Genomic DNA, 20,706 nt, shown 5'->3' on the forward strand with positions numbered 1-20,706 from the left:
GTCAGGCGACTCCACACAGCGCGCGCAGGTGCGCGGTATCCAGATGCGTTTCCACCAGGTCGGCCAGGCGCTCGATGTCACGTTCGCGCAGGGCTTCGTAATCGATGGTCTGCACATGTTCCAGCCCCGCCCAGCGCAGCAGCGCGGCACACGACTGGCTGCCCTCGAACAGGCCATGCAGGTAGGTGGCGAGAAGCTGGCCATCGGCACTGACCGCGCCATCACTGCGACCATCGGCGAGCTGCACCGCAGGCTGCTCCAAGGCAGGCCCTGCGGTGACACCAGCATGAATCTCATAACCGGCGACCGGCGCGGCCTCCAGGTTCAGGGTCCCAGCCACGTTGCGCAGTTGCTTGTCGGCTTCGAGCACCGTCTCGTAATCGAACAGGCCAAGCCCGGGACTGGAACCGGCGGCGCCTTCGAGGCCAAGCGGGTCGTGAACTTCGCGGCCGAGCATCTGCAGGCCGCCACAGATTCCGATCAGCTTGCCGCCATAGCGCAGGTGCCGCTCGATGGCCTTGTCCCAACCGCGCTCACGCAGTTGCGCCAGGTCGCCACGCACGCTCTTCGAGCCAGGCAGGATGATCAGGTCAGCGGCTGGAATCGGCTGGCCCGGGCCGATGAACTGCAGGTCGACCTGCGGGTGCAGGCGCAGCGGGTCGAAATCGGTGTGGTTGCTGATGCGCGGCAACACCGGGACGATCACCTTGAGCACACGATCCTGCTTGGAGCCCTGGCGGATGTCGATGCCATCCTCGGCTTCCAGGTGCAGGTCGGTGACATAGGGCAGCACGCCCAGTACCGGTTTGCCAGTACGTTGCTGCAGCCAGTCCAGGCCCGGCTGCAGCAGCGCGATATCGCCGCGGAAGCGGTTGATGACGAAGCCCTTGACCCGCGCCTGCTCGCTTGGCGACAGCAGTTCGAGGGTGCCTACCAGGTGAGCGAACACCCCTCCACGATTGATGTCGGCCACCAGGATCACCGGGCAATCGACCGCCTCGGCAAAGCCCATGTTGGCGATGTCGCCGGCGCGCAGGTTGATCTCGGCCGGCGACCCAGCCCCCTCGACCATCACCACCGGGTAGGCCGCACTGAGGCGCTGATGCGAGGCCAGGACCGCCTGCATGGCGATGGCCTTGTAGTCGTGATAAGCCACCGCGTTCATGCTGGTGACCGCACGACCATGGATGATCACCTGGGCACCCGTGTCGCTGTTGGGCTTGAGCAGCACCGGGTTCATGTCGGTGTGCGGTGCCAGCCGGCAGGCCTGGGCCTGCACGGCCTGGGCACGGCCGATTTCGCCACCGTCGGCGGTCACCGCGCTGTTGAGCGCCATGTTCTGCGGTTTGAACGGCACCACGCCGACGCCCTGGCGCAACAGCCAGCGGCACAGGGCGGTAACTAGCGTGCTCTTGCCGGCATCGGAGGTGGTGCCTTGCACCATGAGGGTGGTCATGCCGTTTCCTTCTGATAATCGGCCAAGGCCTGGTCCAGGCGCTGCTCGTCTGCGGCAGTTGCCGGCAGGCCAAGGCGCACGGCGGCCGGCTGCTCGAACAGACGCACGAGGATGCCGCGGCGGGCGAGAAAGTCATGCAAGTGGGCTGCGCGCTCGCTGCGCACGTACTGGAACAGGTCACAGCCGCCGCTGGGCGCCAGGCCGTAGCTTTGCAGCAGCGTTGCCAGGCGTTGACTGGCCTGGGCGCAACGCTCGATCTGAGCCTGATGAGCCGCGTGGTCGGCAAAGCACGCTTGCGCCAGCACCCGGGTCGGGCCACTGACAGTCCAAGGCCCGAGCAGCGCTGCAAGCCGTTGCAACAGCGGCAGCTCGGCCACTACGCAGCCCAGGCGCACACCGGCCAGACCAAAGAACTTGCCAAACGAACGCAGCACAATCAGGCCTGGGCGCTCGGCGCACTCAGCCACGCTGTGTTCGGGTGAGTTATCCATGAACGCTTCGTCCACCAGCAGCCAGCCGCCACCCTTCGCGAGCCGCGCATGCCACGCCAGCAACTGCTCACGGGATACAAGCCGCCCGGTCGGGTTGTTCGGATTGACCAGCACCAGCACGTCGAGCTGATCGAGCTGCGCCTCGACCTGGCTTTCATCCAGCTCGATCAAGTGATGCCCCGCCCGCTGCCAGGCATGCGGGTGCTCGGCGTAGCACGGCGTCAGCACACCCACGCGCCCCAGCGGGCGCAACAGGGGCAAGGCCTGGATGGCCGCCTGGGAGCCTGCCACCGGCAACAGTTGCCGCACGCCATAATAGTGTCGCGCAGCGTCTTCCAGACCGTCGTCGGCTTCCGGCAAGCGGGCCCAGGCGTCCAGCGGAATCGGGGGAATCGGGTAAGGCCAGGGGGCAATGCCACTGGATAGGTCCAGCCAGTCTTCGCGGGCGATTGCGTATTGCCGCACTGCCCGCAGCAGGCGGCCACCATGCTCAAGCATTCAGATAGGCTCCCACGCAGATCAGCAGTACCCATAACCAGACGCCACGCTGCACCAGGCTCCAGCCGCGCTCGATGGCATCGGTATCGGCCATCGGCCCTTCACCCAGGCGCGGGCGCTCGTGCAGTTCACCGTGGTACACCGCCGGGCCGCCCAGTTCGACACCCAGCGCACCGGCGCCGGAGGCCATTACCGGCCCCGCGTTGGGACTGTCCCACAGCGGCGCCTGCTTGCGCCAGCAGGCCAGGGCCAGGCGCGTCTTGCCCAGCAGCGCGTAGGTCAGCGCCACGAGCCTGGCAGGAATATAGTTCAGCCCATCGTCGATGCGTGCGGCGCACCAGCCGAAGCGCTCGAAGCGTGCATTGCGGTACCCCCACATCGCATCCAGGGTATTGCTCAGGCGGTACAGCACCACCCCCGGCGCACCGGCCACGACGAACCAGAACAGCGCGGCGAACACCGCATCGCTGCCGTTTTCCAGCACCGATTCGGTGGCTGCGCGCGCCACGGCGGGCTCGTCCAGTTCGCGGGTTTCACGGCTGACCAGATAACCGACACGGCGCCGCGCCTCTTCCAGGTCACCTTGGCGCAAGGCGTTGGCCACCGGCAGCACATGCTCGCCGAGGCTGCGCAAACCCAAGGCGCAATACAGCGCCAGCACGTCCACCAGCCAGCCGACATAGGGCAGCCAGGACAGGATCAGCGCCACCAGGGTCAGCGGTATCACGGCCACGAACCAGGCGCTCACGCCATGGCTGCGCCAGCCGCGCCCACCGGCATTCAGCCGGCGCTCCAGGCTCGACGCCAGGTTGCCGAAGCCCACCAGCGGGTGCCGGCGCTGCGGCTCGCCCAGCAGCGCATCGAGGGCCACTCCAACCACAGTCAGCAAGGCCACGCTCATGGGCGCTCTCCCCATTGGTTCTCGAACAGCATTTCACTCAAGGGGCGTTCTTGCGCCCAGTTTTCCTGCACCAGCATGGGCTGAGCGTAGAACTCGCTGACCGGCCCCAGGCACAACACCGCCACCGGCTTGGCGCCAGCGGGCATACCCAGCAGGGCGGCCAGGGCCTGCGGGTCGAACAGCGATACCCAGCCCAACCCCAGGCCCTCGGCACGGGCGACCAGCCACAGGTTCTGGATGGCGCAGGCCAAGGAGGCCAGGTCCATTTCCGGCAAGGTGCGGCGGCCGAAGATGTGGGGCTCGCGATTGTCCATCAACGCCGCGACCAGCACTTCGGCGCAGTCGCTGATGCCCTCGACCTTGAGTTTCATGAAGTCATCGGAGCGCTCGCCCAGGGCTTCGGCGGTACGCACCCGCTCCTCCTCGACCAGGCCCTGAATGCGCCCGCGCAGCTCGCGTTGAGTGATGCGGATGAAGCGCCAAGGCTGCATCAGGCCGACACTGGGCGCCTGGTGCGCGGCAGCCAGCAGGCGACCGAGCAGCTCGGGCGCGACCGAGCCACCGGCAAAGTGGCGCATGTCGCGGCGCTCACCGATTGCGCGGTAGATGGCGGCGCGCTCGTCGGCGCTGTAGGCGTGATCGCTCATGGCCGCAACAGCGCCGCCGCCGCCTCAGGGTTGGACGGGAAGTAGAAGTGCACGTAGGAAGCGGTCAGCCGGCCCAGTCGATACACCGCTTCGTTGCCGCGCCCGCCATTGGGGCTCAAGCCCCGGGCGATCGGCTCCAGCTCGGTGGTCGTCAGCGAGTGGTGGTAAGTGTGCCCGCGCAGGGTGCCTTCCGGCAGTTCCACGGCCTGCAGGGCCAGGGCCGCCAGGCGCTTCTGCATGGTTGCCTCGCCTGGCAGCAGGCCCAGCAGTTTGGCACGCTCGCCAGCGACATCGGTCAGCGCATCGAGCAGGTACAGCATGCCACCGCACTCGGCCAGCAATGGCTTGCCCTGGGCATGATGGGCACGGATCGCCTCGCACATCGGCGGATTGGCTGCCAATGCGTGATGATGCAGTTCCGGATACCCCCCTGGCAGATACAGGCTGTCCACCACCGGCAGTTCATGATCGTGCAGAGGGGAGAAAAACGACAGCTGCGCGCCCTGGTCGCGCAGCAGATCAAGGTTCGCGCCATAGGTGAAGGCAAACGCTTCGTCACGCGCCACACCGATGCGTACACCGCTCAGCGACGTAGCACACGGCTGCGGTTCAGGCGCCGCAAAGGCCACTGGCGGCGGCAAGGCAGCATCGCAGCTGGCGCCGAGGGCTTCGGCAGCGGCATCCAGGCGGGCATCCAGGTCATTCAGTTCGCTGGCCTGAACCAGCCCCAGGTGGCGGCTGGGCAGCTCGATGCCGCGCTCACGCGACAGGCCGCCGTACCAGCGCAGGCCCTCGGTCAGGCTACCTTCGAGCAGTTGCGCGTGGCGCAGGCTACCGACCCTGTTGGCCAGCACGCCGGCGAACGGCAGATCGGGCTGATAACGCGCCAGGCCCAGGGCCAGAGCGCCGAAGGTCTGGGCCATGGCCGTGCCGTCGATCACCGCCAGTACCGGCACGCCGAAGTGGCGGGCCAGATCGGCGCTCGAAGGGGTACCGTCGAACAGGCCCATGACCCCTTCGATCAGAATCAGGTCGGCTTCTTCTGCGGCTTGCCACAGCAGTCGACGGCTTTCTTCGGCACCGATCATCCACAGATCGAGCTGGTACACCGGCGCGCCACTGGCCCGCTCCAGGATCATCGGGTCCAGGAAGTCAGGGCCACACTTGAACACCCGGACTTTACGCCCAAGGTTGCGGTGCAAGCGCGCCAGTGCCGCAGTCACGGTGGTCTTGCCCTGGCCGGAGGCGGGGGCTGCAATCAGCACCGCCGGACAGTTGCGCGTTTCACTCACAGTTCGACGCCCTTCTGCGCACGGATACCGGCCTGGAACGCATGCTTGAGCATGCCCATCTCGGTGACGGTGTCAGCCAGCTCGATCATTTCGGGCTTGGCTGCACGGCCGGTGACGATCACGTGCTGCATTGGCGGCCGGGCCTGAATGTCGCTTAGCACCTGGTCGAGGTCGAGGTAGCCGTGCTTCAGGGCGATGTTCAGCTCATCGAGCACCACGAATTGCACGCTCGGGTCTTGCAGCAGCTGGCGCGAGACCGCCCAGGCCGCTTCGGCGGCGGCCATGTCGCGTTGGCGGTCCTGGGTCTCCCAAGTGAAGCCCTCACCCATCACGTGATAGCGCACCTGCTCGGGGAAGCGGCGGAAGAACAGCTCTTCGCCGGTGCTGTTGCGGCCCTTGATGAACTGCACCACGCCGCACTGCATGCCATGGCCCAAGGCGCGGGCAAGCATGCCGAAAGCCGAGCTGCTCTTGCCCTTGCCGTTGCCGGTGAGCACCAGCAGCAGGCCGCATTCGTTGGGGGAATTGGCAATGCGCTCGTCGATGACCGCCTTCTTGCGCTGCATGCGCGCCAGGTGGCGTTCGTCGCGTTCGGTGGATTCGCTCATGAAGGGTTCTCCGCAGGCTGACGCCACGTGAACAGCGGCGACAGGTAATAGGCGGGCAGCCGGAGAACGCGCAGGAGCCGTGACCGGAGCCACGATGCACCGCGCATCACCCTCCGTGATGCCGTTGGCAGTTTCAGGCCGGTCTCCGGGCTCGTGAGCGGGCCATCCGGCCCAGACCTGCGCGCCTTCCCGGGTGCTTTTACCCAGTGGCCCTGCGCAGCTGCTTCTCACCTACCGTTGCGGGGGCAGCGCCGGAATCGCGCCATGCTGGCGGCCACCGGCTTCCCAGTTTCACCCCGCCCAGACGGGGCTGGCAGGGCACCTGAAACACGCGCGAAGGTTAGAGGGTTGCACCGGGAGCGTCAATCGAACGTGGCCTTTTACTTCGGCGCAACAGGCCTGGGTCAATGGCCGATCTGTCAGGTTGTGCCACACTGATCACAGTGATATCACATAGCCATTATTTTGCGCTGAACGCGATCACAACGATAACAGGAGTGCGCAGCATGCAAGGCCAGATCATCAACAACCCGAACCTGGAATTCCTCCGCCCCGTACTGGAACGCTGGGTCGACTGCATCGATCGCTTCAACCAGTTCAATGGCGATGCCGAGTCCCCCTACTGGCATGGCACCCAAGCAAACATCGGCATGCTGGCTGCGGCCGCCTGGCAGGCCGAACTGGCGGCGCTGCAGCAGTTCACCAGCAAGAAACAGCGTGACGAAGGCGAACAGGAGGGGCGCTGCGACCTGTCAATCTGCAGCGCAGATGAAACGCTATACCTGAGCGTCAGCCAGCGCTGGCCGAAAGTCGCGCGGCTGGACATGGCGCCGGCACTGCAGGAAACGACTGCCCTCGCCCGCCACAAGGCGTATGCCAGCCAACTGAAAGCGGGCGCTCTGTTCATCACCCCCTGGAAGGTTGGCCAACATGCCAGCCCCGAGGAGTTGCAGGATCTGGTGGACGACCTGCAAAAGCACACGGCCTGCGCCATCGCCTGGTACTTCCCGTACGCCTACCGCAAGCTGCACAACGAGACAGGGCAGTACTACCCGGGCGTGGCGTTGCTGCTCAAGCAGGCCTGAACCATGCGGCCCGTCCCCCTCACCGAATGTGTATCGGCTTTGCCGCTGCAGCATGGTGAGGGAAGGCGTCGTCGCCGCGGCAGGCGAGAAATCAGGGGTTCTGTGCCAGATGCTCTTGCGGGATAACCCGCTTGGCCTGCAGGTAGGCTTTGGACCAATAGCTGTTGGACAGGTAATCCAGGCGTACTGTACCGCCTGTGCGAGGCGCATGCACGAAGCGCCCTTCCCCGACGTAGATGCCGGCATGGCTGACCTGTGAACCACCACCGGTGGCGAAGAACACCAGGTCACCCGACTGCAGTGAATTGATGTCCACGGTTGGCGCGCGCATGACGATCATCTCGCGTGTCGAGCGCGGCAGGCTGATGCCCGCAGCATCGCGGTACACGTAGCCAATCAGGCCGCTGCAATCGAATCCGGAATCCGGTGTGTTGCCACCCCAGCGATAGGGTGTGCCGACCAGGCCGATCGCACGGATCAACACGTCGTCGGCGAGGGGCGAGCCTTCGGGCTGGCTGTAGGTAACCCGTGGCTGTACCACAGGGGCCGGTGCCGGGGCACGGCTGGAGCAGGCGGCAAGCAATGCCACCAAGGAAAGGAATGCGAAGCGCGCCATCATCGCCATGGCCAGAACTTCCTGTCTGAGACCGAACGGCCGCAGCCGAAAAGAGTTGAGAATTTAGATTAGACGCTTTCTGTAAATGCGCACGGCGGCGAGCTTTTTTTCAAGCTACGCCGCCGTGGCAGGTTATATCATTTTGATATCAGTTGCGCGCGATATTAGTGCTCGGCGCCATGGCCAAGGCACGCTTGGCTTCGATGAAGGTCTTGCTCCAGTAGCGATCACCGAGGCTGTCGATGCGCACACCACCGCTGCGGCGGCTGCTGGAGTGGATGAACTGGTTGTCACCCAGGTAGATGCCAGCATGGCTGACACGGCCACGGCCATTGGTGCTGAAGAACAGCAAATCGCCTGGCTTGAGCTTGTTGCGGGCCACCTTGGGCGCATCGACGTTGATCATTTCGCGGGTCGAGCGCGGCAGGTTCATGCCAGCCTCTTCGCGGAACAGGTAGCCGATGAAACCGCTGCAGTCGAAACCGGAGGCTTCCGAGGTACCACCGAAGCGATAGCGGGTGCCGATCAGCGACATGCCACGCTCGAGGATGCTGTCTGCCAGCACCGGGAGCTGATAAGGCTTGCTGCTGGAGAAGGCCTCCAGGTCATCTTCAGTGGCCTGTTCTTCTTCGCCGAAAACGGACGAAGGCGAAGCCTTGGCCTTGTTGACCGATTGCGAGGCAATCGGGGTGTGATCCTGGGGCTGGGAATCCGGGCCGTGGGCCGCGCAGCCAAAAAGCAGGGTCACGAGTGCGAGTGGCACGAGGGGTGCGAAGCGCTTCAGCATGGGCACGACCGTGTCTGTAATCCTTTAGAAGGGTGAAACTATGCCCTCTATCATGGCCATTTGCAAATTTTATCGAAAAAGATGTGACTTTTTCGTTTTGCACCTCAGAGCCCAGTGTTAACGGGCCTTACCAGCCAAGCGTTTCCTTCAGGAAGGGGATGGTCAGCTTGCGCTGGGCCTGCAAAGAGGCCTGATCAAGGCGCTCAAGCAGGTCGAACAGCGCGCTCATGCTGCGCGTTCCACGGGTCAGGATGAAATGGCCAACTTCGTCAGTCAGGTGCAGGCCACGGCGCGAAGCACGCAATTGCAGGGCGCGCAGCTTGTCCTCGTCGGACAGGCCGCGCATCTGGAAGACCAGCGCCAAAGTCAGGCGCGACTTGAGATCGGGCAGCTTGATCGGCAGTTCGCGAGGTGAAGCGGAGGCCGCCAACAACAGGCGCCGACCGCTGTCGCGCAAGCGGTTGAACAGATGGAACATCGCCTCTTCCCAGTCCGCCTTGCCAGCAATCACGTGCAGGTCGTCGATGCATACCAGTTCGTATTGAGCCAGGTAATCGAGCAGCTCCACGCCGCGATCGAGCAATTGCGCCAATGGCAAGTACACGGCGGGTTCGCCGCGCTGCTGGAAACGGTGGGTGGCGGCCTGCAACAGGTGGCTGCGCCCAACGCCCTGCTTGCCCCACAGGTAAATGAGGCTCTCGGTCCAGCCGGCGTCGGCTTCGCATAGCCGCTCGACATAGCCCAACGCCGCGGCATTGGCGCCCGGATAGTAGTTGATGAAGGTGGCGTCATCGCGCAGGCGCACACCCAGGGGCAACTGGATCGGTGGTTTCATGCTCGCGGGCGGTCGTCACGACCGCAGGGGGCCTTTGGTGAACAATGTGCAAAGTCTATACCCGCATTGCAGGGCGCACAATCATGCAGGCGCAGAGCGCAAGCAAAATCAACGAGTTGCGCCACCTTGAGGCGACGCAACCCGGTACTCAGGTCACAGATCCGGGTCGACATCCCCGGCATACATGTCCGATTCCTTGTACAGATCATGCACATGCCGCAGCAGTACCATGATCACCGCCGCCACCGGCAGCGCCAGCAGCACCCCGGTAAAGCCGAACAGTTCGCCACCGGCAAGAATGGCGAAGATCACCGCCACCGGGTGCAGGCCGATGCGATCCCCCACCAGCAGCGGGGTCAGCACCATGCCCTCCAGCGCTTGCCCGACCATGAACACGGCAACGATGCCAAGCATCGGGTACAGGTCACCACCAAACTGGAACAGCCCGGCTACCAGCGCCGCGCCGATACCAATGATGAAGCCCATGTACGGCACGATGGCCGCCAGGCCCGCGAGCATGCCGATCAGCAGGCCCAGCTCAAGCCCCACCAGCATCAGGCCGGCGGAATAGATGACGCCCAGCGCAAGCATCACCATCAACTGGCCACGGACGAACGCCCCCAGTACTTCATGGCATTCACCGGCCAGGCCCACCACCTGCGGTTCGCGCTGACGCGGCAGCAGGCCGCGCAGCTTGGCCATCATGAGGTCCCAATCACGTAGCAGATAGAAGCCCACCACCGGGATCAGCACCATGTTGGCCAGCCAGGCGATCAGCGCCAGGCTCGAGGCAGTGGCATGGGACAACAACATGCCAACGATGTCGGTAGTCTGGCCCATGTGCTCGCCGATGGAGGCCTTGATCTTGTCGAATTTCCAGAAGCCATCGGCCAGGCCCAGACGGCCCTGCACCCAGGGCAGCGCCACGTGTTCGAGCCAGTCGAGCATTTGCGGCGCCAACTCGTACAGGCGTAGCAACTGCTTGGCCAGCAGCGGCACCAGCACCAGCAGCAAGGCCAGCAGCACCAGGGTGAACAGGCCGAACACCACCACCACACCCCAGGTACGCGACAGGCCAACGCGCTCCAGACGGTCGACCAGGGGGTCAGCCAGGTAGGCCAGCAAGATGCCGACCAGGAACGGCGTAAGGATGTTGTGCAGGCTATAGAGAAGCACAGCGATCAGCAGTGCAGCACCCCAGCCAATCCAGCGACGCATGTCAGTCATGGATAGCGCCCTTACCAACGAAATCGCAAGCCGTCGAACGGCTTGGCGGCGACAGGAGTGGGTGCCGCCGGCTGGCCTGGAGCGGCAGCCGGGGCCGGAGCAGGTGTGGCCGGTGTCGGCGGAGCCTGCTCGAGTGGCACCTCCTGCAATTTGGCCAAGCCCAGTTGGGCACGCAGTTGCTCGCGATTACCGGTGACCGCATAGGTCAAGGTACTGCCTTCGGCCAGCTGCAGGCGTGGGCCATAAGGCTCCAGCACACGGCTCAGCTCGGCATAGCGTTGCAGGTTCATGCCTTGCACTTGCAACTGCAACTGGCTGCTGGCACCGGCCTTGACCACATAGCGCGGCGCCAGACGGTTGCTGACCGCCAGCATGACGGCGTCCGCCAGAGCCGCCTGGTCAGCGCCTTCGGCGTTGCCCTGCTCGCGCTTGTCGCCCAGCCACAGCTGCCATGTACCTTGCCATTTGCCATCGGCTTCATGGGCATGCACCGCCAGCATGGCGTCGGCACCGTAGCGCTGCGCAGCATCGCGCAGGGGTGCCGGATCATTGCCTTCGAGCTGCTTGGCGTTGGCCACCAGTTGCTCTTGCAGGTCGGCCAGCGGCAAGCGCAGCGGCAAGCCTCGGTGCTGGGCCGCTCGACGCAGCGGCTGGGCGCTGGCCTGGCCGTCGCCGACCAGGTTGCTGCCTTCGGCGCTGTCATTGAGCCACCAGCCGAGGATGGAGGGCCGGTTGCTGCCCCACAGCGCCAGGCCGGCCTTGCGCAAGGCACGCTCGGTGCTGCCAGGGTCGAACTCGACCAGCACCGATTCCGGCGGCCCGGCTTCGGTGCCGACCTGGTTGATGATTTGTTGCGGGGCCTTGCGCAGGTCGGCCAGCGCCGGGTTCTGCGCCGCCCTGGGATCGCCAGTCAGGCGCAGTACCAAGGTATCGAAGGCCTTGGCAGTGGCTGCGGAGCGGGCTTCGGCGCCCTGCCCTTCGACCGGCTCGCGCACTTGATAAAGCCCGGAGACGGTTTCGGCCTGCGCAGTGAGGCAGGCCAGTGCAAGGCACCCTGCTGCCAGATAATTGAATAGTCGCATGGGGATTCCTGTCCGATTGCGCATGAAGCATGTGGCTTGCAGCTTATACAGAAGGAGGCGCATCAACCACCCACACACCTTTTTCAGCAATTTACCGCCCTGCCCGTCGGCCTGAGGATGGCCGCTGCACGGCAACCCTGATAAAATCGCGCGCCTTCACAGACCACTGACGTTTCAGGCAGCCGCCGCTTTCCAGCCGGCCTTGGCCGTCATGGTCGTTTTTACGAATCCCTCCCTCTTAAAGGCCTGGATCAATGAGCAAGCAACCCTCCCTGAGCTACAAGGACGCCGGTGTAGACATCGACGCCGGCGAAGCACTGGTCGAACGCATCAAGGGCGTGGCAAAACGCACCGCACGCCCTGAAGTCATGGGTGGCCTGGGTGGCTTCGGCGCCCTCTGCGAGATCCCGGCCGGCTACAAGCAGCCGGTGCTGGTCTCCGGCACCGACGGCGTCGGCACCAAGCTGCGCCTGGCACTGAACCTGAACAAGCACGACAGCATCGGCCAGGACCTGGTCGCCATGTGCGTCAACGACCTGGTGGTCTGCGGCGCCGAGCCGCTGTTCTTCCTCGACTACTACGCCACCGGCAAGCTGAATGTCGACGTGGCCGCCACCGTGGTCACCGGCATCGGCGCTGGCTGTGAACTGGCTGGCTGCTCCCTGGTCGGCGGCGAAACCGCCGAAATGCCGGGCATGTACGAAGGCGAAGACTACGACCTGGCCGGCTTCTGCGTCGGCGTCGTGGAAAAGGCCGAGATCATCGACGGCTCCAAGGTTGCCACCGGTGACGCGCTGATCGCCCTGCCGTCCTCCGGCCCGCACTCCAACGGCTACTCGCTGATCCGCAAGATCCTCGAAGTGTCCGGCACCGATATCGAGAACACCCAGCTCGACGGCAAGCCGCTGACAGACCTGCTGATGGCGCCGACCCGCATCTACGTCAAGCCACTGCTGCAGTTGATCAAGAACACTGGCGCAGTCAAGGCCATGGCCCACATCACCGGTGGCGGCCTGCTGGACAACATCCCGCGCGTCCTGCCTAAGAATGCCCAAGCCGTGGTTGACGTGGCCAGCTGGCAGCGCCCGGCGGTGTTCGACTTCCTGCAGGAAAAAGGCAACGTCGACGAGCACGAGATGCACCGTGTGCTGAACTGCGGTGTCGGCATGGTCATCTGTGTGGCCCAGGACCAGGTCGAAGCTGCCCTGAACGAACTGCGCGCCGCCGGTGAGCAGCCTTGGGTCATCGGCCGCATCGCCGAAGCCGCCGAAGGCGCCGCCCAGGTCGAGCTGCAGAACCTCAAGGCACACTGATGCCGAGCAAGCCCTGCAATGTAGTGGTACTGCTGTCGGGTTCCGGCAGCAACCTGCAAGCGTTGATCGACAGTTGCCGTGTGCAGGACAGCCAGGTGCGCATCGCCGCAGTGGTCTCCAACCGCGCCGATGCCTATGGCCTGCAACGGGCCCAGGCGGTCGGTATCGACACCGTGGTGCTCGACCACACCCAGTTCGACGGCCGCGAAGCCTTCGATGCCGCGCTGATGGCGCGTATCGACGATTTCACCCCGGACCTGGTGGTGCTCGCCGGCTTCATGCGCATCCTCAGTGGCGACTTCGTGCGCCACTACCAAGGCCGCCTGCTCAACATCCACCCGTCGTTGCTGCCCCGCTACAAGGGCCTGCATACCCACCGCCGGGCACTGGAGGCAGGCGACGCCGAGCATGGCTGCAGCGTACACTTCGTCACCGAGGAACTCGATGGCGGGCCTCTGGTCGTACAGGCTGTGGTACCGGTGCTGCCTGAAGACACGGTGGAAAGCCTGGCCCAAAGGGTCCACCATCAGGAACACCAGATCTACCCGCTGGCGGTGCACTGGTTTGCCCAAGGGCGCTTGCGCCTGGGTGAACAGGGTGCATTACTGGATGACCTGCCGCTGCCGGCCAGTGGTCACTTGATCCGACCCTAGGAGAATTTATGCGTCGTGCCCTGCTATTGGCTCTCGCCGTGCTCGCCCTGCCCCTCCAGGCAGCTGAACTCAAGCCATTCTCGGCCAGCTACACCGCCGACTGGAAGCAACTGCCCATGAGCGGCACCGCCGAGCGCAGCCTGGTCAAAAATGCCAACGGTACCTGGGACCTTAATTTCAAGGCTTCCATGATGATCGCCAGCCTGACCGAGCAAAGCACCCTGCGCATGGACAACGACACCCTGCTGCCGCAGAAGTACCACTTCGAGCGTGGCGGCCTGGGCAAGGCCAAGACCGTCGACCTGACCTTCGACTGGAACGCCAAGAAGATCACCGGTACCGACCGCAAGGATGCCATCAACCTGCCGCTCAACCGCGGTGTGCTGGACAAGTCGTCCTACCAGCTGGCACTGCAGCACGATGTGGCCGCTGGCAAGAAGAGCATGACCTACCAGGTAGTCGATGGCGACGAGATCGACAACTACGACTTCCGCGTGCTCGGCACCGAGAAGATCACCACCAAGACCGGCCAGGTCGAGGCGGTGAAGGTCGAACGCGTGCGTGCCCCAGCCCAGAACAAGCGTGTTACCGAGCTATGGTTCGCCAAGGACTGGGACTACCTGCTGGTGCAGCTGCGCCAGGTCGAGACCGATGGCAAGGAGTACGTGATCGTGCTGCAGGATGGCACGGTCGACGGCAGGACGGTGAAGGGTAACTGATCCCCTGCAGCCCGCAGTATCCGAAGCCCCGCCCTGTGCGGGGCTTCTTTTTGCCCGGCTTTCATGAAACTTGTTTCATGCCTGTTTTATTTACTTAGCCTGCTAACAAATTCTATAAAGGGGTTGTGCGACACAGTGTCGCAGTCAACTCAAAGCAGTGGAGTTTACCGATGACAGTCCAAGTAACCGAACGCGACGAATCGAAAATGTCCCACGAAGGCCTGGCCGCTGGCGTGCGGATCTGGGATGTGCACCAGCAAGGCCAACTGGTCGGCATGTTCCACCAGGAACATGAAGCTCACCAGTACCGGGCAGAGCTCGAAGAGCTGGAAAACCAGCGCACCACGCAATAAGCCAGACCCCTTTACACAGTCTTCCAATAAAAAACCCCGCCGAGGCGGGGTTTTTCGTGCTTACCACATCAGATCGTCTGGGATCTTGTAGGCAGCGTACGGATCGTCCTCGTCCGCTTCCTCGACATGGGTATTGAGCAGCAGGATTCGGTTCGGGTCGCGCTCCTGGATCTTCACCGCCGCCTCGCGCGGGATCACCTCGTAGCCGCCAGCATGCGACACGATGGCCAGCGCGCCGTTGCTAAGGCGGGTGCGCATCAGGGCGTTGACGGCAATGCGCTTGACCTTCTTGTCGTCGACGAAGTTGTAGTAGTCCTCGGTGGTCAGCTTGGGCAGGCGGGTGGCTTCGATCAACTGCTTGATCTGTGCCACGCGGGCCTTCTGCTCGGCCTTTTCCTGCTGCTGGCGATTCAGCTCCTGGTCACGTTTGGCCTTTTCGGCCATGGCTTCCTTGGCCAAGCGCTGCTGGCTGTCGTCGACTTCGACCTGGCCTTTGTGCTCCATGCGCTTCTGTTTCTTTTCAGCTTTGTTGGTCTGCGAGACCTGTTTCTGGTTGACCAGACCGGCTTTGAGCAATTGGTCGCGAAGGGAAAGGCTCATGAATGTTCACTCACTTATGCAACAGCTCAGCCGCAGCTGGGCAGGTTCTTTTCCTGACGCTTGGCTTCACCCCAAAGGGCGTCCAGCTCGTCAAGGTTACAATGTTCAATCGGCCGGCCGCTGTCACGCAATGCCTGTTCGATGAAGCGGAAACGCCGCTCGAACTTGCGGTTGGCGCGGCGCAGGGCGTTTTCCGGGTCTTGCTTGAGGTGGCGGGCCAGGTTCACGGCGGCAAACAGCAGGTCGCCGACTTCATCCTCGAGGGCGTCGGCGTCGTGGTCGGCCATGGCCTGCAACACTTCGTCGAGTTCCTCGCGCACCTTGTCCAGCACCGGCAGTGCCGCTGGCCAGTCGAAACCGACGGTGGCCGCGCGCTTCTGCAGTTTGGCCGCCCGCGACAGCGCCGGCAATGCCGCCGGTACGTCATCGAGCAGCGACAGTTGTTCAGGGGTGCTTTTCTCGGCGCGCTCCTCGGCCTTGATCTCCTCCCACCGCGACTTGACCTGGGCCTCGTTGAGGCTTGGGGTGTCCAGTGGTGCGTACAGCTCGCCCGTCGGGAATACGTGGGGGTGACGACGGATCAGCTTGCGGGTGATGCTGTCGACCACGCCATCGAACTCGAAACGCCCTTCTTCCCGGGCCAGCTGGCTGTAATAGACCACCTGGAACAACAGGTCGCCGAGCTCGCCCTGCAGGTGTTCGAAATCGCCGCGCTCGATGGTGTCGGCGACTTCGTAGGCCTCTTCGATGGTGTGCTGCACGATGCTCGCGTAGTTCTGCTTCAGGTCCCACGGGCAGCCGTACTGCGGGTCGCGCAGGCGGGCCATGAGGTGCAGCAGATCTTCGAGGGTATAGGTCATTTAAGCAGGTCCTTCGGTGGTGCCTTCTTCGCGGGTTTACCCGCGAAGCAGGCGCCGCGGTCTCAAGGGGTTCGATTACGCCGTGTTTCGATGATGTTCGGCAACTGCGAAATCCTGCCCAGGAGGCGCCCAAGCGCATCCAGGCCCGGAATCTCGATGGTCAGCGACATCAAAGCGGTGTTGTCTTCCTTGTTCGAGCGGGTGTTGACCGCCAGCACGTTGATCTTCTCGTTGAGCAGCACCTGCGACACGTCGCGCAGCAACCCTGGGCGGTCGTAGGCACGGATGACGATGTCGACCGGATAGGTCTGCACCGGGATTGGCCCCCAGCTTACCTGGATCATCCGCTCCGGCTCGCGCCCGGCCAGCTGCAGCGCCGAAGCGCAGTCCTGGCGGTGGATGCTGACGCCGCGGCCCTGGGTGATGTAGCCGACGATGGCATCGCCTGGCAGCGGCTGGCAGCAGCCGGCCATCTGCGTGAGCAGGTTGCCGACACCCTGGATCTGGATGTCGCCACGCTTACCGGTACGCGGGCCGGTAGGCTTGCGCGGCACCAGCTCGATCTGCTCGATGCGCTCGGGCTCGAGCAGCTGCTGGGCGGCGTTGACCAGGTGCGCCAGGCGCAGGTCACCGGCACCGAGCGAGGCAAACATGTCCTCGGCGGTCTTGACATTGGTCTTCTCGGCCAGGCGCTCGAAGTCCACCTGCGGCAAGCCCAGGCGGCTCAGTTCACGTTCGAGCAAGGTCTTGCCGGCAGCGACGTTCTGGTCACGCGCCTGCAGCTTGAACCAATGGACGATCTTGGCCCGCGCCCGCGATGTGGTGACGTAGCCGAGGTTGGAGTTCAGCCAGTCACGGCTCGGGTTGCCGTGCTTGCTGGTGATGATCTCCACCTGCTCGCCGGTTTGCAGGCTGTAGTTGAGCGGCACGATGCGCCCGTTGATCTTGGCGCCACGGCAGTTGTGGCCGATCTCGGTATGCACGCGGTAGGCAAAGTCCAGCGGCGTGGCACCCTTGGGCAGGTCGATGGCGTGGCCATCAGGGGTGAACACGTAGACCCGGTCGGGTTCGATATCGACCCGCAACTGCTCGGCCAGGCCACCGATGTCGCCCAGCTCTTCATGCCATTCGAGCACCTGGCGCAGCCAGGAGATCTTCTCTTCGTAGTGATTGGAGCTCGGCTTGACGTCGGTGCCCTTGTAGCGCCAGTGGGCGCAGACACCGAGCTCGGCTTCTTCGTGCATGCCGTGGGTACGGATCTGCACTTCCAGCACCTTGCCCTCGGGGCCGATCACCGCAGTGTGCAGTGAGCGATAGCCGTTTTCCTTGGGGTTGGCGATATAGTCGTCGAACTCCTTGGGGATGTGCCGCCACAGGGTGTGCACGATACCCAGCGCGGTATAGCAGTCACGCACCTCAGGCACCAGCACGCGCACCGCACGCACGTCGTAGATCTGGCTGAATTCCAGGCCTTTGCGCTGCATCTTGCGCCAGATCGAATAGATGTGTTTCGCCCGGCCGCTGATGTCAGCCTTGACCCCGGTGGCCAGCAATTCGTTTTGCAGCTGGTTCATCACGTCGCTGATGAAGCGCTCACGGTCCAGCCGGCGCTCGTGCAACAGCTTGGCGATCTGCTTGTACTGGTCAGGCTCCAGGTAGCGGAAGGACAGGTCTTCCAGCTCCCATTTGATATGGCCGATGCCCAACCTGTGGGCCAGCGGCGCATAGATGTCGAACACCTCGCGCGCCACACGCAGGCGTTTTTCGTCATCGGCAGACTTCACCGCCCGGATCGCACAGGTACGCTCGGCCAGCTTGATCAGCGCCACGCGCACGTCGTCGACCATGGCCACGAGCATCTTGCGCAGGTTCTCGACCTGCGCCTGCGAGCCCAGCACCAGCGACTGGCGCGGGCTCAGGCTGGCGCTGATGGCGGCCATGCGCAGCACGCCGTCGATCAACTTGGACACCACCGGGCCAAAACGCTGGCCGACTTCGGCCAGGGTCACCTTGCCTTCACGTACCGAGCGATAGATCACCGCCGCAACCAACGAATCCTGGTCGAGCTTGAGGTCGGCGAGGATTTCGGCGATTTCCAGGCCGGCCTGATAACTGGACGTACCGTCGGCCCACGAATGCTTGGCCGAGTTGCCCTTCTTTTCGATTTCCTGGGTGAACTCGCAGGCTTCTTTCAGCGCCACGCGATCCAGTGCCGAATCGACGCTCACCACGTGATCCAGCCATGCTTCGAGATTGATACTGCCGTCTGTGTTGACCGGCTGGTGCACTCTCACCTGTACCATCTTTGTTTTACCTTTCCATACAGCGCACCACACGGGTGCACTGGCTATCACCGTGCAGCTTCCCTTCCGTGGAAGCCGCACCAAGGGGCCAGTTCGCTAGCCCGCTTCGAATAACGCCATGGCTTCGACATGCGCCGTCTGAGGAAACATGTCGAGAATCCCGGCCCTTTTTAACCGGTACCCCTGACCGACCAGCACCTGGGCATCTCGCGCCAGCGTGGCCGGGTTGCACGATACATACACCAAGCGCTTGGCGTTGAGGCGGGCGATGCCTTGCACCACCTCATATGCACCGTCGCGCGGTGGATCCAAGAGTACCGCAGAAAAGCCCTCGGCGGCCCATCCGGCGCCTGCCAAAGGCTGCGATAAATCGGCCTGAAAAAACGCGGCGTTATGCACATCGTTGTTCCGGGCATTGGCCGCGGCCCGATCGACCATGGCCTGTACACCTTCTACCGCCACCACTTCACGTGCCTGACGCGCCAGCGGCAGGGCGAAGTTGCCCAGGCCGCAGAACAGGTCCAGCACGCGCTCGTCAGCCTGCGGTGCGAGCCAGGCCAGGGCCTGCTCAATCATCGCCGTGTTGACCTGGGCGTTGACCTGGACGAAATCGCCCGGGCGCCAGGCCAGTTCCAGCTGCCAGGGCGCCAGGGCAAAGCCCAGTTTCGCCTCGGCATCCACAGGGGCCGGCTCACCCTCGCCCTGCAGCCAGAGCTGGGCCTTGGCCTCGTCACAGAATGCCTGCAAGCGTGCCAGGTCGTCCGCCGACAGCGGCGCCACATGGCGCACCAGCACGGCTTCGGCGGTGCCACTGAACAGCTCCACATGGCCGATCGCCTGTGGCTTGCCCAGCGAGCGCAGCACAGCCGGCAAGTGGCGAAGAATAGATTGCAAAGGCTGTACCAGCACGACGCAGTCATCGATGGAGACAATTTCCTGGCTCGCTTCGGCGCGCAAGCCGACATCCAGGTGCTTTGCCTTCACATCCCAGCGCACTGCCACCCGCGCCCGGCGCCGGTAGCCGAACTCCGGCCCGCTCAGGGGCGCGGCCCATTCTTCGGGCTGCACGCCGGCCACCCGTTGCAGCTGTTCGGCCAGGGTGCGCTGCTTGAGCGCCAGCTGGGCGTCGTGCGGCAGGTGCTGCAGGTTGCAGCCACCGCAACGCTCGTAGTGGCGGCACGGCGCCTGGCGGCGTTCGGGGCTGGCTTGCAGCACGCGCTCCAGGCGCGCCTCGACGACCTTGCCGCGGGCGTTGAGCACCCGCGCCTCGACCGCTTCACCGGCCAGGGCGCCACTGACGAACCAGGTGCGCCCCTCCAGGAAGGCGATGCCACGGCCGTCACCGGCCAGGCGCTCGATATCCAGACGCTGCTTCTTGCCCACGGGGACCTGGGGCGTGCGGTTGCCGCCGGCCGGCTGGAAGCGCAGGCCGCTGTTGCTCTTTTTCTTGGACATTTAGCTCGGGTCAAACAGGCCGGTGGACAGATAACGGTCGCCGCGGTCACAGATGATCGCGACCATCACGGCGTTTTCCACTTCGCGGGACAGGCGCAGCATGGCTGCCACCGCACCACCGGAAGACACGCCACAGAAAATGCCCTCTTCGCGCGCGAGGCGGCGAGTGGTGTCCTCGGCCTCCTGCTGGGACATGTCCATCACACGGTCGACACGGGTGGCATCGAAAATCTTTGGCAGATACTCCTCGGGCCAGCGGCGGATCCCCGGAATGGCCGAGCCTTCCATCGGTTGCAGGCCGACGATCTGCACGTTGGGGTTCTGTTCCTTGAGGTACTGCGAACAGCCCATGATGGTACCGGTGGTCCCCATGGAACTGACGAAATAGGTGATGGTGCCCTGGGTCTGCTGCCAGATTTCCGGGCCGGTGCTGGTGTAGTGGGCGATCGGGTTGTCGCCGTTGGCGAACTGGTCGAGGACCAGGCCGCGGCCTTCGGCCTGCAACTTCTCAGCGAGGTCGCGGGCGCCTTCCATGCCCTCTTCCTTGGTCACCAGGATCAGCTCGGCGCCGTAGGCGGTCATGGCTGCCTTGCGTTCGGCGGTGGAGTTGTCGGGCATGATCAGGATCATCTTGTAACCCTTGATCGCCGCTGCCATCGCCAAGGCGATGCCGGTATTGCCGGAGGTGGCTTCGATCAGGGTGTCGCCTGGCTTGATCTGGCCGCGCAGTTCGGCGCGGGTGATCATCGACAGTGCCGGGCGGTCCTTCACCGAGCCGGCTGGATTGTTACCTTCGAGCTTGAGCAGGAGGGTATTGCTGGTTTCGCCAGCGATGCGCTGCAGGCGAACCAGGGGCGTATTGCCGACGCAATCGGCGATGGTTGGGTACTGCAAGGTCATGGCGTATTTCACAATCCGGACGGCA

21 protein-coding genes and 1 riboswitch are annotated in these 20,706 nt (G+C 64.1%); of the genes, 5 read left to right on the forward strand and 16 right to left on the reverse strand.

Annotated elements, in window-relative coordinates; all coding sequences use genetic code 11:
• Nucleotide 1 precedes the first annotated feature (1 nt).
• Genes ACOKS3_RS22550 through cobO form a run of 6 tightly spaced genes read right to left on the reverse strand, consistent with a single transcriptional unit; the run spans nucleotide 2 to nucleotide 5,893 of the window.
• Nucleotides 2–1,456, reverse strand: coding sequence for a cobyric acid synthase (locus ACOKS3_RS22550; RefSeq protein WP_422762960.1), 1,455 nt, complete (start codon nucleotides 1,454–1,456; stop codon nucleotides 2–4).
• Nucleotides 1,453–2,445 carry a threonine-phosphate decarboxylase CobD gene (gene cobD / locus ACOKS3_RS22555; protein ID WP_422762959.1) on the reverse strand — a complete coding sequence of 331 codons (993 nt, stop codon included), beginning with the start codon at nucleotides 2,443–2,445 and terminating at the stop codon, nucleotides 1,453–1,455. The genes ACOKS3_RS22550 and cobD overlap by 4 nt, the downstream gene beginning before the upstream one ends.
• A complete protein-coding gene (gene cbiB, locus ACOKS3_RS22560) occupies nucleotides 2,438–3,346 on the reverse strand; it encodes an adenosylcobinamide-phosphate synthase CbiB (protein ID WP_103449517.1) in 909 nt (302 codons plus the stop codon). Before cbiB ends, cobD begins: the two co-directional genes overlap by 8 nt.
• Complete coding sequence (bluB, locus tag ACOKS3_RS22565; protein ID WP_103449516.1) at nucleotides 3,343–3,993, reverse strand: 5,6-dimethylbenzimidazole synthase; 651 nt, start codon at nucleotides 3,991–3,993, stop codon at nucleotides 3,343–3,345. The genes cbiB and bluB overlap by 4 nt, the downstream gene beginning before the upstream one ends.
• On the reverse strand, nucleotides 3,990–5,285 hold the full coding sequence (locus ACOKS3_RS22570; protein ID WP_103449515.1) for a cobyrinate a,c-diamide synthase: 1,296 nt from the start codon (nucleotides 5,283–5,285) through the stop codon (nucleotides 3,990–3,992). The genes bluB and ACOKS3_RS22570 overlap by 4 nt, the downstream gene beginning before the upstream one ends.
• Nucleotides 5,282–5,893 (reverse strand): cob(I)yrinic acid a,c-diamide adenosyltransferase, encoded by a 612-nt coding sequence (cobO, locus tag ACOKS3_RS22575; RefSeq protein WP_422762958.1) that lies wholly within the window; start codon nucleotides 5,891–5,893, stop codon nucleotides 5,282–5,284. The genes ACOKS3_RS22570 and cobO overlap by 4 nt, the downstream gene beginning before the upstream one ends.
• A gap of 119 nt (nucleotides 5,894–6,012) precedes the next feature.
• Nucleotides 6,013–6,234, reverse strand: a riboswitch (cobalamin riboswitch).
• Nucleotides 6,235–6,399: 165 nt separating this feature from the next.
• Here cobO and ACOKS3_RS22580 point away from each other — a divergent pair.
• Nucleotides 6,400–6,978 carry a hypothetical protein gene (locus tag ACOKS3_RS22580; protein ID WP_103449513.1) on the forward strand — a complete coding sequence of 193 codons (579 nt, stop codon included), beginning with the start codon at nucleotides 6,400–6,402 and terminating at the stop codon, nucleotides 6,976–6,978.
• Nucleotides 6,979–7,069: 91 nt separating this feature from the next.
• On the opposite strand, the gene ACOKS3_RS22585 is transcribed toward ACOKS3_RS22580, so the two are convergent.
• From ACOKS3_RS22585 to ACOKS3_RS22605, 5 genes are all read right to left on the reverse strand, one after another.
• On the reverse strand, nucleotides 7,070–7,603 hold the full coding sequence (locus ACOKS3_RS22585; RefSeq protein WP_103449512.1) for a C40 family peptidase: 534 nt from the start codon (nucleotides 7,601–7,603) through the stop codon (nucleotides 7,070–7,072).
• A gap of 139 nt (nucleotides 7,604–7,742) precedes the next feature.
• Nucleotides 7,743–8,381 (reverse strand): C40 family peptidase, encoded by a 639-nt coding sequence (locus ACOKS3_RS22590; RefSeq protein WP_103449511.1) that lies wholly within the window; start codon nucleotides 8,379–8,381, stop codon nucleotides 7,743–7,745.
• 127 nt (nucleotides 8,382–8,508) lie between these two features.
• On the reverse strand, nucleotides 8,509–9,216 hold the full coding sequence (gene hda, locus ACOKS3_RS22595) for a DnaA regulatory inactivator Hda (RefSeq protein ID WP_008092169.1): 708 nt from the start codon (nucleotides 9,214–9,216) through the stop codon (nucleotides 8,509–8,511).
• Between the two features lie 153 nt (nucleotides 9,217–9,369).
• Entirely contained in the window at nucleotides 9,370–10,443 is a 1,074-nt protein-coding gene (locus ACOKS3_RS22600) for an AI-2E family transporter (RefSeq protein WP_422762957.1), read from the reverse strand.
• 11 nt (nucleotides 10,444–10,454) lie between these two features.
• Nucleotides 10,455–11,525, reverse strand: a complete 1,071-nt coding sequence (locus ACOKS3_RS22605; RefSeq protein WP_103449509.1) for a DUF2066 domain-containing protein — start codon at nucleotides 11,523–11,525, stop codon at nucleotides 10,455–10,457.
• A 254-nt stretch (nucleotides 11,526–11,779) separates the two neighbouring features.
• Between ACOKS3_RS22605 and purM the strand changes: the two genes are divergently transcribed.
• The 4 genes from purM (at nucleotide 11,780) to ACOKS3_RS22625 (ending at nucleotide 14,563) form a co-directional block, all read left to right on the forward strand.
• Nucleotides 11,780–12,838, forward strand: a complete 1,059-nt coding sequence (gene purM / locus ACOKS3_RS22610; protein WP_103449508.1) for a phosphoribosylformylglycinamidine cyclo-ligase — start codon at nucleotides 11,780–11,782, stop codon at nucleotides 12,836–12,838.
• On the forward strand, nucleotides 12,838–13,491 hold the full coding sequence (purN, locus tag ACOKS3_RS22615; RefSeq protein WP_422762956.1) for a phosphoribosylglycinamide formyltransferase: 654 nt from the start codon (nucleotides 12,838–12,840) through the stop codon (nucleotides 13,489–13,491). Before purM ends, purN begins: the two co-directional genes overlap by 1 nt.
• A gap of 8 nt (nucleotides 13,492–13,499) precedes the next feature.
• A complete protein-coding gene (locus ACOKS3_RS22620; protein WP_103449506.1) occupies nucleotides 13,500–14,210 on the forward strand; it encodes a DUF3108 domain-containing protein in 711 nt (236 codons plus the stop codon).
• Nucleotides 14,211–14,380: 170 nt separating this feature from the next.
• Nucleotides 14,381–14,563, forward strand: a complete 183-nt coding sequence (locus ACOKS3_RS22625) for a hypothetical protein (protein WP_103449505.1) — start codon at nucleotides 14,381–14,383, stop codon at nucleotides 14,561–14,563.
• Between the two features lie 60 nt (nucleotides 14,564–14,623).
• Here ACOKS3_RS22625 and ACOKS3_RS22630 read toward each other — a convergent pair whose 3' ends face one another.
• From ACOKS3_RS22630 to cysM, 5 genes are all read right to left on the reverse strand, one after another.
• Entirely contained in the window at nucleotides 14,624–15,163 is a 540-nt protein-coding gene (locus ACOKS3_RS22630; protein WP_103449504.1) for a DUF2058 domain-containing protein, read from the reverse strand.
• 26 nt (nucleotides 15,164–15,189) lie between these two features.
• Nucleotides 15,190–16,023, reverse strand: coding sequence for a nucleoside triphosphate pyrophosphohydrolase (mazG, locus tag ACOKS3_RS22635; protein ID WP_422762955.1), 834 nt, complete (start codon nucleotides 16,021–16,023; stop codon nucleotides 15,190–15,192).
• A gap of 62 nt (nucleotides 16,024–16,085) precedes the next feature.
• Nucleotides 16,086–18,326 carry a GTP diphosphokinase gene (gene relA / locus ACOKS3_RS22640; RefSeq protein ID WP_103449502.1) on the reverse strand — a complete coding sequence of 747 codons (2,241 nt, stop codon included), beginning with the start codon at nucleotides 18,324–18,326 and terminating at the stop codon, nucleotides 16,086–16,088.
• A gap of 96 nt (nucleotides 18,327–18,422) precedes the next feature.
• Nucleotides 18,423–19,781, reverse strand: a complete 1,359-nt coding sequence (gene rlmD / locus ACOKS3_RS22645; RefSeq protein ID WP_422762954.1) for a 23S rRNA (uracil(1939)-C(5))-methyltransferase RlmD — start codon at nucleotides 19,779–19,781, stop codon at nucleotides 18,423–18,425.
• Entirely contained in the window at nucleotides 19,782–20,681 is a 900-nt protein-coding gene (gene cysM, locus ACOKS3_RS22650) for a cysteine synthase CysM (RefSeq protein WP_422762953.1), read from the reverse strand. It abuts the gene before it with no gap.
• Between the last annotated feature and the right edge of the window lie 25 nt (nucleotides 20,682–20,706).

This window comes from Pseudomonas sp. HS6-2 (assembly GCF_049325675.2).
GTDB lineage: Bacteria > Pseudomonadota > Gammaproteobacteria > Pseudomonadales > Pseudomonadaceae > Aquipseudomonas > Aquipseudomonas putida_N.